The sequence below is a fragment of the Enterobacter sp. MGH 38 genome (genome assembly GCF_000492855.1).
Taxonomy (GTDB): Bacteria; Pseudomonadota; Gammaproteobacteria; order Enterobacterales; family Enterobacteriaceae; genus Enterobacter; species Enterobacter hormaechei_C.
Genome location: NZ_KI535607.1, coordinates 232,185 through 245,132, shown reverse-complemented (window position 1 = coordinate 245,132; position 12,948 = coordinate 232,185). Strand labels below are relative to the sequence as shown.

The window sequence follows — 12,948 nt, the reverse complement described above, 5'->3', positions numbered from 1 at the left end:
GATCAAGCGCAATTTGTGTGATTTTTTAAATGACAAGCGCTTGATTTGCGTCAAAAACATTTACCCAAAAGGGGCTATTTTCTCACTCCTTATGTTTGTCATGGCCTGGAATGGAGACGGAGAATGAAAGTTTGTGGCGCTCGTCGTGTTCGGGTATACTACTTTCCCGTCCTGGTTATTCCATCGTTTCACCCTAACTTCTCAGGTTCAGCATGACAACGAACTATATTTTTGTGACCGGCGGGGTCGTATCCTCTCTGGGTAAAGGCATTGCCGCAGCCTCCCTCGCAGCCATTCTTGAAGCCCGTGGCCTCAATGTGACCATGATGAAACTGGATCCGTACATCAACGTCGATCCTGGCACCATGAGCCCAACCCAACACGGGGAAGTGTTCGTTACTGAAGACGGCGCTGAAACCGATCTGGATCTTGGCCACTACGAGCGTTTCATCCGTACCAAAATGACTCGTCGTAACAACTTTACGACTGGCCGTATCTACTCTGACGTTCTGCGTAAAGAGCGCCGTGGTGACTACCTGGGCGCGACCGTGCAGGTCATCCCGCACATCACTAACGCCATCAAAGAGCGTGTCCTTGCCGGTGGCGAAGGGCATGACGTTGTGCTGGTTGAAATCGGCGGTACCGTGGGGGATATCGAATCCCTGCCGTTCCTCGAAGCGATTCGTCAGCTGGCGGTAGATATTGGTCGTGAGCACGCGCTGTTCATGCACCTGACGCTGGTGCCTTACATGGCGGCAGCTGGTGAAGTGAAAACCAAACCGACTCAGCACTCTGTTAAAGAGCTGCTCTCCATCGGTATTCAGCCTGACATCCTGGTTTGCCGTTCCGATCGCGCGATTCCGGCGAACGAACGTGCGAAAATTGCATTGTTCTGTAACGTGCCTGAAAAAGCCGTTATTTCAATGAAAGATGTCGATTCCATTTATAAAATCCCGGGCCTGTTGAAATCACAGGGTCTGGACGATTATATTTGTAAACGATTCAGCTTGAACTGTCCGGAAGCTAACCTGTCTGAATGGGAGCAGGTGATTTACGAAGAAGCCAATCCGGGCGGCGAAGTGACTATCGGTATGGTCGGCAAGTACATCGAACTGCCAGATGCCTATAAGTCAGTTATCGAAGCGCTGAAACACGGTGGTCTGAAGAATCGCGTCTCTGTGAACATCAAGCTGATTGATTCGCAGGATGTGGAGACGCGCGGCGTCGAAATTCTCAAAGATCTGGATGCGATTCTCATCCCTGGCGGCTTCGGCTACCGTGGTGTTGAAGGCAAGATCGCCACTGCACGCTATGCGCGTGAAAACAATATTCCATACCTCGGTATCTGCCTGGGTATGCAGGTTGCGCTGATTGAATTTGCGCGCAACGTAGCGGGAATGGAAAACGCGAACTCTACGGAATTTGTGCCAGACTGTAAGTACCCTGTTGTGGCGCTGATTACGGAATGGCGCGACGAAGACGGTAACGTCGAAGTCCGTACCGAGAAGAGCGATCTGGGTGGCACCATGCGTCTTGGCGCACAGGCCTGCCAGCTGTCCGACGATAGCGTGGTACGCAAGCTGTACGGCGAGCCGGTCATCACCGAGCGCCATCGTCACCGCTATGAAGTCAACAACATGTTGTTGAAACAAATTGAAGCTGCGGGTCTGCGTGTTGCGGGCCGTTCCGGGGATGATCAGTTAGTCGAGATCATCGAAGTGCCTAACCATCCGTGGTTCGTGGCCTGCCAATTCCACCCGGAATTTACTTCAACGCCGCGTGACGGGCATCCGCTGTTTGCAGGCTTCGTGAAAGCCGCCAGCGAGTACCAGAAGCGTCAGGCGAAGTAAAAAAAGTTAGAACGGCAACGCGTACCTTTGGTACGCGTTGTTTGTCTGGAGTTTTAGTTTAACTTGTACTGAGGAAAATCTAATGTCCAAAATCGTTAAAGTCATCGGTCGTGAAATCATCGACTCCCGTGGTAACCCGACCGTTGAAGCTGAAGTTCATCTGGAAGGTGGTTTCGTCGGTATGGCAGCGGCTCCATCAGGTGCTTCTACAGGTTCCCGCGAAGCGCTGGAACTGCGTGATGGCGACAAATCCCGTTTCATGGGCAAAGGCGTACTGAAAGCGGTTGGCGCTGTTAACGGTCCTATTGCTCAGGCTATCGTTGGCAAAGATGCTAAAGATCAGGCTGGCATCGACAAGATCATGATCGATCTGGACGGTACTGAAAACAAATCTAACTTCGGTGCGAACGCAATCCTGGCGGTTTCCCTGGCGAACGCCAAAGCGGCGGCAGCAGCTAAAGGCATGCCACTGTTCGAGCACATCGCTGAACTGAACGGCACCCCAGGCAAATACTCTATGCCTGTACCAATGATGAACATCATCAACGGTGGTGAGCACGCAGACAACAACGTTGATATTCAGGAATTCATGATTCAGCCAGTTGGCGCGAAAACCCTGAAAGAAGCGGTACGTATGGGTTCTGAAGTGTTCCACAACCTGGCTAAAGTTCTGAAAGCTAAAGGTATGAACACGGCTGTTGGTGACGAAGGCGGCTACGCGCCAAACCTGGGTTCTAACGCAGAAGCACTGGCTGTTATCGCTGAAGCGGTTAAAGCAGCAGGCTACGAGCTGGGCAAAGACATCACCCTGGCGATGGACTGCGCAGCATCTGAATTCTACAAAGACGGTAAATACGTTCTGGCTGGCGAAGGCAACAAAGCGTTCACCTCTGAAGAGTTCACCCACTTCCTGGAAGACCTGACCAAACAGTACCCAATCGTTTCTATCGAAGACGGTCTGGACGAGTCTGACTGGGATGGTTTCGCATACCAGACCAAAGTACTGGGCGACAAAATCCAGCTGGTTGGTGACGATCTGTTCGTAACCAACACCAAGATCCTGAAAGAAGGCATCGAGAAAGGTATCGTTAACTCCATCCTGATCAAATTCAACCAGATCGGTTCTCTGACCGAAACGCTGGCTGCGATCAAAATGGCGAAAGACGCTGGCTACACCGCGGTTATCTCTCACCGTTCTGGCGAAACTGAAGATGCTACCATCGCTGACCTGGCTGTTGGTACCGCTGCTGGCCAGATCAAAACCGGTTCTATGAGCCGTTCTGACCGTGTTGCTAAATACAACCAGCTGATTCGTATCGAAGAAGCGCTGGGCGAAAAAGCACCTTACAACGGTCGTAAAGAGATCAAAGGCCAGGCATAAGCCTGAACCTTCGTTCTTATGAAAAAACCCGCTTCGGCGGGTTTTTTGTTTTCTATAGCAGAAGCGGCAACGTGGCGCTTGCCGTTTGCTGGCTAACGTCACCGTAATGGCTGTCTACTGCAATAAGGGAAGTGGTTAGCAGTTCAACCAGCAGCATCACGCCAACCTTGGCATTGAGCGCACCCGCGCTCAGCGGTCCCTCGGGTTTGGCTGCAACCAGCTGTAAATCGCTCAGGGAGGCCAGCGGGCTGCGAGGCGTATTGCTGAGCGCCAGTACCTTAACGCCCCTCTTGCGGGCGAGTTTCACCACGTGAAGCAGATCCCGTGTAGAGCCGGAACTTGAGATGGCCACCACCAGCGTCTCTTTCGAGAGCGTCGTCGCATTCATGGCGGCGCGATGCATATCGCTAAACAGCTGCGCGGGTTTGCCGAGTCGCAGCAGCTTGTAATGCAAATATTCCCCCAGAATCGCGCTGGCCGCCACTCCGTAAATTTGCACTGACTGCGCCTGATGCAGGGCCAGTGTCGCCTGTTCAAGCTGGGCCCGGTCGAGGAGTTTTGCGGTATCTTGCAGCGCCTGGACAGACTCATCCACCACGTTATCTATTGCATCTCCTGCCTGACGCTCAGGCAAACCCTGCTGAATATCCAGCGCAAGCGCCATTTTAAATTCGTTATACCCCTTACAGCCCAGCGTGCGGCAAAGGCGTGTGACGCTGGCCTCGCTGGTGCCGCTTTCACGCGCCAGCTCGGTGATCGTCAGGTAGAGCACCCTGGCAGGATCGTTGAGGACAAACTCCCCCAGTTTTTGTTGCGTTGGGCTGTACCCGGAAGCCTCCTGGCGTAGCTTCAGCAGCAGGTTTTCATGGTCCGACATGCTAGATCCTTAATGCGTTTCTCTGCCAACTAGTGTGGCGGAAAGCGGGGGAGAGATGCCAGTCATTTCGAAAAAGTATGATCGGTGTCCTGGTTTTTGGTGGTAATTTTCACAATTAAAAATATATATGGTAAAAATTTTCATCAATAACCAAGGGGATAAAAAAATGATGCAAATGTTCAGCGGAGCGTCTTCCGGCGGATGGTTTGAAAAAGCGCAGCGCTTCGGCAAATCCTTTATGTTACCCATCGCCATACTGCCCGCAGCAGGTCTGTTGCTGGGGATCGGCGGGGCGCTATCGAATCCGAATACGCTTACCGCGTATCCATTTTTAGACGTTGGCTGGCTACAGGCCATCTTTACCATCATGAGCAGCGCAGGCTCGATTGTGTTTGCAAACCTGTCGGTACTGTTTGCTGTTGGGGTCGCCGTTGGGCTGGCGAAAAATGATAAAGGCACGGCAGGGCTGGCGGCGTTGCTCGCTTATCTGGTGATGAATGCCACTATCAATGCGCTGCTGATCCTGACCGGAAAACTGGCGCATGAGAACCCGGGCGCCGTAGGGCAGGGCATGACGCTGGGTATTCAGACGCTTGAAACGGGCGTGTTTGGTGGGGTAGTTATTGGGCTGGTGACCTGCGCACTGCATCATCGATTTAATAAAATCGCGCTTCCGCAATTCCTGGGCTTTTTTGGCGGCTCGCGCTTTGTTCCGATTATCAGCTCGCTGGCGGCGATACTCGTCGGGGCGCTCATGACCGTTGTTTGGCCGCACTTCCAGAAGCTGATCTTTGGCCTCGGCGGTCTGGTGGACGCCACCGGCTATCTGGGCACCCTGCTGTACGGTTTTATCCTGCGCATGCTTGGCCCGTTTGGTTTGCACCACATCTTCTATCTTCCGTTCTGGACCACCGCGCTTGGCGGCAGTGAAATTGTTAACGGTCACCTGGTTGAGGGCACACAGCGGATCTTCTTCGCCCAGCTCGCCGACCCGAACACGCAGCATTTCTATGAGGGCACGTCGCGCTTCATGTCCGGGCGCTTTATTACCATGATGTTTGGTCTGCTGGGCGCCTGCCTTGCGATGTACCACACGGCCAGGCCGGAGAACAAAAAGCGGGTTGCCGGGCTGCTGCTCTCTGCGGCGTTAACCTCATTCCTGACGGGAATTACCGAGCCCATAGAGTTCTCATTCCTGTTTATTGCCCCGGTGCTGTACGTCATTCATGCGCTGTTTGACGGGCTGGCGTTCATGCTCGCGCACATGCTGCACATCACCATCGGACAAACATTCTCCGGCGGGTTTATTGATTTCGTGCTGTTCGGCATTTTGCAGGGGGAAGCGAAAACTAACTGGATGTTCGTCCCGCTGGTGGGCGTACCGTGGTTCTTCCTTTACTACTGTACCTTCCGCTATCTGATCAAACGTTTTGATTTTGCCACGCCGGGCCGTGAAAAGGAGGCGTTGGCTGACGAGGCTACCCTGCCGCAAAGCGAGCGCGCCGCGGCGGTGATCGCCGGGCTGGGAGGAAAAGACAATCTGGATGACGTTGACTGCTGCGCCACGCGCCTTCGCGTCACGGTGAAAGACGGTAGCAAAGTCAATGAATCTGCACTGAATGCGACCGGCGCGCGCGGCGTCATCGTGCGCGGTAACGGGGTTCAGGTTATCTATGGCCCGCACGTCACCATTATCAAAAACGAAGTGGAAGAGATCTTATCGTAATGAAAACTGTACTGGATAACCTGAAAGGAAAACTGGTCGTCTCCTGCCAGGCGCTGGAAAACGAACCGCTGCACAGCTCGTTTATTATGTCGCGAATGGCGCTGGCGGCGGCCCAGGGCGGTGCCGCTGCGATCCGCGCCAATAGCGTGGTGGATATCGAGGCTATCAAAGGGCTGGTCTCACTGCCGGTCATCGGCATCATCAAACGAGACTATCCGGACAGCGAGGTGTTCATCACCGCGACGCTCAAAGAAGTGGATGAGCTGATGGCGGTCGCCCCGGAGATCGTTGCGCTGGATGCGACCGCCCGGAAACGGCCCGGTGGCGTATCGCTGGACATGCTGATCGCGCAGATCCGCACCCGTTACCCTTCGCTGCTGCTGATGGCGGATATTGCCACCGTGCAGGAGGCCGTGACCGCGCAGGCGCTGGGGTTTGATTGTGTCGGAACCACCCTTTACGGTTATACGGCGGAGACCGCGGGCCATTCGCTACCGGAAAATGACTGCGCGTTTTTGAAAGAGGTGCTGTCTGCCGTCACGATCCCCGTGATTGCCGAAGGTAACGTGAATACCCCCGATCGCGCGGCCAGGTGTCTGGCGCTGGGGGCGCACACGGTTGTCGTCGGCGGGGCGATCACCCGACCGCAGCAAATTACGGAACGGTTTATGGCGGCAATTGGCGCGCAAAGCACCGATGGAGCATGATCATCTGACGGGGATCTGCGATACTTATCGTTTATCCCCTTAACAGAGTTGACTATGCAGTACCCGATTAACGAGATGTTCCAGACCCTTCAAGGCGAGGGTTACTTTACCGGCGTTCCCGCTATCTTTATTCGTTTACAGGGATGCCCGGTTGGCTGCGCCTGGTGTGATACCAAACATACGTGGGATAAGCTCGCAGATCGGGAAGTGTCGCTGTTCAGCATTCTGGCGAAAACCAAAGAGAGCGATAAATGGGGCGCGGGCAGCGCGGAAGATCTGCTTGCCATTATTGGTCGTCAGGGCTGGACGGCGCGGCACGTGGTGATCACCGGCGGGGAACCCTGCATTCACGATCTGATGCCGCTCACCGAACTGCTCGAGAAGAACGGCTATAGCTGTCAGATTGAAACCAGCGGTACCCATGAAGTGCGCTGCTCCCATTCAACGTGGGTAACGGTTTCACCGAAAGTGAATATGCGCGGCGGGTATGACGTACTATCGCAGGCGCTTGAGCGTGCTGATGAGATCAAACATCCGGTGGGGCGCGTGCGTGACATCGAAGCGCTGGACGAACTGCTGGCGACGCTGACGGACGAAAAGCAGCGCGTGATCGCGCTACAGCCTATCAGCCAGAAAGACGATGCAACCCGTCTGTGCATTGAAACCTGTATCGCCCGCAACTGGCGCCTGTCGATGCAGACGCACAAATATCTGAACATTGCCTGATACTTTTGTGGCCCCGCTTAACGCGGGGCTTTTGTTGTTGGCAGTAAAGCCCAGGTCACGACTGCCGACCCAAGGCAAATCGCACTGTTGAAAAGCAAGGCATACTGCGCGGCACTGGCCGTTCCCATCGGCAGCCATAGCGCGTACAGCGATGCGGTGACCGCGATCCCCATTGCGCCGCCCAGGGAACTGCCCATCTTATAGATCCCTGAAGCCACCCCCACTTTGTTTTCAGGGGCATTCATTACCGCCGTGTCCGTTGAGGGCGTGGCGTAACATCCGAGCCCCAGCCCGAATAAAATATTGCTCAGAAAGACGGTGACAATGTAGACCTCTTTGCTTAAGAAGGTGCATGAAATCAGCGTAATACCTGTTGCGGTCAGCAGCGGGCCGGTCATCATCGGCAGCCTGGCGCCATAGCGCTGAAGCAGTTTTTCTCCCACCCGGATCATCGCCAGTACGGTAACCAGATACCCCAGCGTCATCATGCCGGTCTGTAGCGGTGACAGATGATGGCCTTGCTGCAACCAGATGCTGGCGATCATCATGGTGCCAATGCAGCCGTTGAGCAGGAAATTTGAGAATACCGAGGCGCTATAGGCCCGGTTTTTAAACAGGGCGAAATCGATCAGTGCCGCATCGCCTTTCCGTCGTCCGGTAACGACAAAACACATCAGTGCAATCACGGCTCCACACAGTACAAGAAGCGATAAACTGCTGCTCCAGCCCCAGCTGTGTCCTTTGCTGATAAACAGATTGAACAGCACCAGCATAAGGACAAAACTCACCAGGCCGCTGATATCCAGTTTGTGTCGACACGCATCAGGGCTGCGGCTTTCCGGGGTGGCGCGGATAAGCAATAGCGCGGCCAGAGCCACCACCATGGAGAAAATAAATATCCAGCGCCAGCCCAGCGTGGTGGCGATGGCGCCTCCCACAAACGAGCTCAGGCCACTGCCGCCCCAGGAGCCGATAACCCAAAAGCTGATGGCGCGCTGGCGTGCTTTACCGTCATACCAGGTCTTAATCAGCGCCAGCGTGGCGGGCATGATGCAGGCCGCTGATAGCCCCTGTATCGCTCTTCCCAACAGAAACAGGACGGGCTCCCATGAAATGAACAGCAGACCACTCCCGATCATGCTCAGGATCAGGCCAATCATGGTCAGTCGCATGCGCCCAAACTTATCGGCAAACCCACCGCAGGCAACGACAAAACAGCCGCTGAACAATGCGCTCAGGCTGACGGCCAGCGTAAGGGTTTCGAGGGCAATATCGAGGCTATTCTGCATGGCCGGAACCACGTTGATAACCGACTGGGCAAACAGCCAGAATGTCAGAACGCTCATGACGATACCCGCCAGCAGCCGATCGTTACCGGCGTAGGCGGATGCGCCTGTCAGGGAAACGGTACTCATAGTGCAGCCCTCCCGGGAAGGTGCGAATCAGCGCAGATAGTGTTCGGTCAGTGCGGCCCACAGCGCCGCGCCGGTGAGGAGAATGTTGTCGTTAAAGTCGTAACCCGGGTTATGTACCATGCAGCGGTCCGGCTCATCGCCGGCGCCAAGGGTGAAATAGCATCCATTGGGATTTTTCTCGAGCATGAAAGCAAAGTCTTCGCTGCCCATAAACGCATTCACCTCCGCGACGGAATCCTGACCGAACAGATCGGTGGCGACGTTGCGCACCATCTCATTGGCTTGCGGATTGTTTTTCAGTACCGGGCTGCCGTTAATGTGTCGAATGGTGGCCGTCGCATTGAAACTTTCCGCCTGTGCAACGGCGATATCATGGATACGCTGTAGCACGGTTTGCCGCACGCGTTCATCCAGCGTGCGCACGGTAAGTTTCATCAATACTTTGTCGTTGATAATGTTGGGGGCGTGCCCGGCCTGAATGCTGCCTACGGTAACGACGGCTGGCTGGAAGGGGGTAATGTTGCGCGAAACAATCGACTGCAACGCGATAGTGATATGACAGGCAACCAGGGTGGCGTCAACGGTATGTTCTGGCACCGCGCCGTGACCCCCCACGCCGTTAACCTCAATATGAAGAGTGTCGGAAGAGGCCATCATGGCGCCATCGCGCAGACCAATTTTTCCGAGGGGCTGTGACGGCATATTGTGCAGACCAAAGATGTGGTCGCAGGGGAACAGGTCAAACAAACCGTCCTCTACCATAACGCGTCCGCCATACAGAAGTTCTTCCGCGGGCTGAAAAATAAGGTGCAGCGTGCCGTTAAAATTGCGGGTGCGTGCCAGGTACTCCGCTGCATACAGGAGCGTTGTGGTGTGGCCGTCATGACCGCAGCCGTGAAATTTACCCTCAACGGTACTACTCCACGCCTTGCCGTTGTTTTCCTGCATTGGCAGCGCATCCATATCGGCGCGCAGGCCCAGGCGTTTATGCCCGTTACCCACCTTCAGTGTGCCGACCACACCGGTTTTCGCCAGCCCGCGATGAACCTCATATCCCCATTCCTGAAGCAGCGCTGCAACGCGATCGCTCGTATTGTGCTCCTCAAAACCAATTTCAGGATGCTGATGAAAATAGCGCCGTAATTCAGTGAACCGAGCTTCGTTGCCACGCAGAGCTTCGATAATTGGATGTGTCATTTTTGTTATCCTTTTTCTGCCAAACGATGATAATTTCGAGTCTATGACGATCGTACTGCCTGAAAATGCAATTTTTTGTTGTAAAGCGACGGCTTTGTTTTGATTGTTTTTCATACAATTCAGTTATGACAAAAAAGAGCAGGTCATTATTTGTCTTTGGTGAGGGGTAAGATGGCGCAACGGGGAGATGAGTTTTGGATAGAGATTCAGGACATTCGCCACTGCGTGGAGGATGAAGGCGATACGCTAACGTTGCTCTGGGTGCTGGAAGGGCGGGCAGAGCTGAACACCGATGCGAGACGTGACATCCTGGAGGCCAATACCCTTGCCATCATCAACCGTCATCGGCGCTGGCAGTTCACGAGCGAAACGGCAAATGTCACCCTGCGCGTAACCCTTTCCGGGCGCTGGGTCGTCCAGCTCTGCAATGATTTTTTTGCCCATGATTATGCTGTACCGACAGAAGCCGGAGGCGTCTGGCCCCAGTGCGATGCGCTTCGCGATCTGCTGCGCCAGCTTCTTGTGGTCACCCTCATCAACGACCCGCACCGCTACCGGCTGGAGGCGTACCGCTGGCTGAGCGAGATTTTGCTGTTGCTGACCAGCCGCTTTCAACAGCCCGCCCGTATGCTGTCCCGGGAACTTTCCTCAGCGCACAGCAAACGCATCGCCCGGGTGATAGAGCGGATCAATGCCAGTTATTCCCGCCGTATTACGCTTGCGGAAATCGCCGCGAGTGAATATGTTTCTGAAGCCTGGCTCTCTCGTCTCTTTCGCAAGGAGGTGGGGATCAGTTTCATGCAGTACATCACCCACCTGCGGCTGGAAAAGGCGGCCGACGCTCTCCGGCTGACGAACCGACCGCTGCACCAGATTGCGCTTGAGCAGGGTTTCGCCAGCACGCGTATGATGAGCGATCGGTTCAGGCGTGTTCACAATATGTCTCCGGGTGAGTTTCGTAAGGCCCGACGCCAGCACCCGGAGGCGGCACGTATTCGGACGGACAGGCGTGAGCAGCGCTATCCGGTCGCCGTGGACAAGCTGTTTAGCCTGCTCAATGAACCGGTGGCGCGCGGTTGGGGAGCCTCGCCGCTCATCGTTCACCCGCAGCAGGAGCAGAGACTGGATCTTGAGCAGCTCAATCCTCTTTCTGCCTCGCTGCGCCGTATGCGGGTGGTCATTACCCTGCGTGAGCTCGACGATTTGCTCCGTGAGGACGTTCGACAAAATCTGGAGGCGATAAATGAGGCCATTCCCATTGAGGGAATTGATATCGCCGAACCTTTTCTCAGCAGTCGTCTGTTTGCTACCGGGTGGGATGACCCCCAGATGGCGGGCTACGCCTGCTGGTACAATCTGCATCAGCTCTTCACCTGGCTGGCAAAAAAGCAGTGGACGGTGCTACTGCACACCGGCGTAACGACCCGCCGCGATCTTCTCACCCGCTTTTTACAACAGTCGGTTAATCATTTTGCGCCAGAGATCACCGCGGGCTGGCACTTCGTCATGCACTGGTCAACACAGGCGAGTGAGGAGACCCGGGAGCAGGTTTGGCTGGCCCAGCAAAAGGCAATACGAACTTATCTTCCGCAGGCAAAGTTTGGTTTATGGCACCGATTTGCCCCCGTCAGCGCGGGCGTAAGCGACGATACCCTGTTCAGTTCAGCCATCCTGATGCAGGCCGATTTTCTTGCCTGCTCTGCCGATGCCAATGAACTTCTCGATCCCGCGCAGCTGGAGGTAACCCCTCTCTCCTCAACGGAAAATTATCCGATACTGAAGGTCCGCCAGATCCTCGCTGCCCTTCGCCTGCGAAAATGTTCGCTTCCCGTCTGGCTTCTCTCCTGGAATACCCTCACCGGCAACACGCGGGCGACAAACGGCTGGTTTTTTCGTGGGGCGCTGCTGATGCAGAACCTGCTCGGGCTTTCGGAGCAGGTCTGGCTGGCGGGATTCTGGCTCAATTCGGGCCTTCAGGGAGAAGCCCGTGCGAACAACACCATCGATACCTCAAGCCTTGCGCTACAGTATAACCATGGTCTGCCGCGTCCGGTTTATTGGGTACTCTGGCTCTGGCAACGTCTGCGGGGCGAGGTGCTGGTCAATGATAAGCGTGTCCTGCTTACGCGCCATCGCAATGGTTATCAGCTGTTGCTGCGTAATGTGGTGGTTTTTAATCCGCTCCTATCCAGTGAAGAAGCCTTCATCCAGCGTTTTCGCCAGCAGTATCATTTACACCTGAAGGGAATGCGCGGTAAATGGCGAATTAAATGCCATCTGTTTGATCAGCACAACGGCGCGCTCTATCCGTTGCTTGAAGGGGTTGGCAGCGAAAGCGGCCCTGATGAAGAGATGTGGCGCTGGATAGCGCATAAAGCGCGTCCAACGCTTTCCGTACGCGATGAACGCCTTTATGACGGCTGGCAATTGAGTGAATCACTGGAGAGTAATGCGCTGGTGCTCTACGAGTTTACGCCGCTCGTGCCTCGTGAGGCCGCAACGGAGGAGATTCACTCCCCGCGGTAGACGCAGCCTGCCGTGCAGGTCTCTTTGATCATCACCGCGCTCAGCAGCGGGACCAGCGGTTTCATCTGATCCCAAATCCATTTCGCCAGCACCTCGCTGGTCGGGTTTTCAAGGCCCGGAATATCATTCAGATAGTAGTGATCGAGACGATCGTAGGTCGGCTTAAACGCGGCCTTCAGTTCGGCAAAGTCCATGATCCAGCCCGTATGGGGATCGACTTCACCGGTGATTTCAAGACGCACCATAAACGAGTGTCCATGCAGGCGGCCACATTTGTGCCCGGCAGGAACGTGTGGAAGGTGGTGTGCGGCTTCGAAGGTGAAATCTTTAAACAGTGTGGTGGACATCATAGCTCTCAGGAATGCGGAAAAAACCGCCGCATAGTACCGGAAAGCACAATTTTTATCATTAACTAAAACGGCTCTGAACTGTCGCCGCCTCGTATTCATGGTGTTTATCGACTTTTGTTGTTTTATTTCAGACAGTTGTTTAATCGCTTTTATCGTTAAGAACGATAACTAAAACAGGTTAGTCCATTTGGTT

10 protein-coding genes are annotated in these 12,948 nt (G+C 54.8%); 6 read left to right on the top strand and 4 right to left on the bottom strand.

The annotated features are described in order from the left end of the window. Positions 1-212: 212 nt before the first annotated feature. Complete coding sequence (pyrG, locus tag L384_RS19700) at positions 213-1,850, top strand: glutamine hydrolyzing CTP synthase (protein WP_003862718.1); 1,638 nt, start codon at positions 213-215, stop codon at positions 1,848-1,850. A gap of 82 nt (positions 1,851-1,932) precedes the next feature. Then, positions 1,933-3,231, top strand: a complete 1,299-nt coding sequence (eno, locus tag L384_RS19705; RefSeq protein ID WP_006811784.1) for a phosphopyruvate hydratase — start codon at positions 1,933-1,935, stop codon at positions 3,229-3,231. 52 nt (positions 3,232-3,283) lie between these two features. Here the strand turns inward: eno and L384_RS19710 are convergent, their stop codons facing one another. Further along, a complete protein-coding gene (locus tag L384_RS19710; protein WP_015571725.1) occupies positions 3,284-4,108 on the bottom strand; it encodes a MurR/RpiR family transcriptional regulator in 825 nt (274 codons plus the stop codon). 166 nt (positions 4,109-4,274) lie between these two features. On the opposite strand from L384_RS19710, the gene L384_RS19715 reads away from it, so the two are divergent. The 3 genes from L384_RS19715 to queE are packed head-to-tail and all read left to right on the top strand — an operon-like array spanning position 4,275 to position 7,267. Further along, the gene (locus tag L384_RS19715; protein ID WP_023323681.1) at positions 4,275-5,834 is read left to right on the top strand and encodes a maltose/glucose-specific PTS transporter subunit IIC; all 1,560 of its coding nucleotides are present in this window, start codon (positions 4,275-4,277) and stop codon (positions 5,832-5,834) included. Further along, the gene (locus L384_RS19720) at positions 5,834-6,541 is read left to right on the top strand and encodes an N-acetylmannosamine-6-phosphate 2-epimerase (protein WP_023323680.1); all 708 of its coding nucleotides are present in this window, start codon (positions 5,834-5,836) and stop codon (positions 6,539-6,541) included. The genes L384_RS19715 and L384_RS19720 overlap by 1 nt, the downstream gene beginning before the upstream one ends. A 54-nt stretch (positions 6,542-6,595) precedes the next feature. Beyond that, positions 6,596-7,267, top strand: coding sequence for a 7-carboxy-7-deazaguanine synthase QueE (queE, locus tag L384_RS19725; RefSeq protein WP_006811780.1), 672 nt, complete (start codon positions 6,596-6,598; stop codon positions 7,265-7,267). A 17-nt stretch (positions 7,268-7,284) separates the two neighbouring features. Here queE and L384_RS19730 read toward each other — a convergent pair whose 3' ends face one another. Continuing rightward, on the bottom strand, positions 7,285-8,682 hold the full coding sequence (locus L384_RS19730; RefSeq protein ID WP_023323679.1) for an MFS transporter: 1,398 nt from the start codon (positions 8,680-8,682) through the stop codon (positions 7,285-7,287). Between the two features lie 27 nt (positions 8,683-8,709). Beyond that, entirely contained in the window at positions 8,710-9,879 is a 1,170-nt protein-coding gene (locus tag L384_RS19735) for a M20 aminoacylase family protein (protein ID WP_023314746.1), read from the bottom strand. A gap of 171 nt (positions 9,880-10,050) precedes the next feature. On the opposite strand from L384_RS19735, the gene L384_RS19740 reads away from it, so the two are divergent. Then, positions 10,051-12,405 (top strand): helix-turn-helix domain-containing protein, encoded by a 2,355-nt coding sequence (locus L384_RS19740; RefSeq protein ID WP_023323678.1) that lies wholly within the window; start codon positions 10,051-10,053, stop codon positions 12,403-12,405. On the opposite strand, the gene queD is transcribed toward L384_RS19740, so the two are convergent. Further along, the gene (gene queD / locus L384_RS19745; protein ID WP_006811776.1) at positions 12,390-12,755 is read right to left on the bottom strand and encodes a 6-carboxytetrahydropterin synthase QueD; all 366 of its coding nucleotides are present in this window, start codon (positions 12,753-12,755) and stop codon (positions 12,390-12,392) included. The genes L384_RS19740 and queD overlap by 16 nt on opposite strands. Positions 12,756-12,948 lie beyond the last annotated feature (193 nt).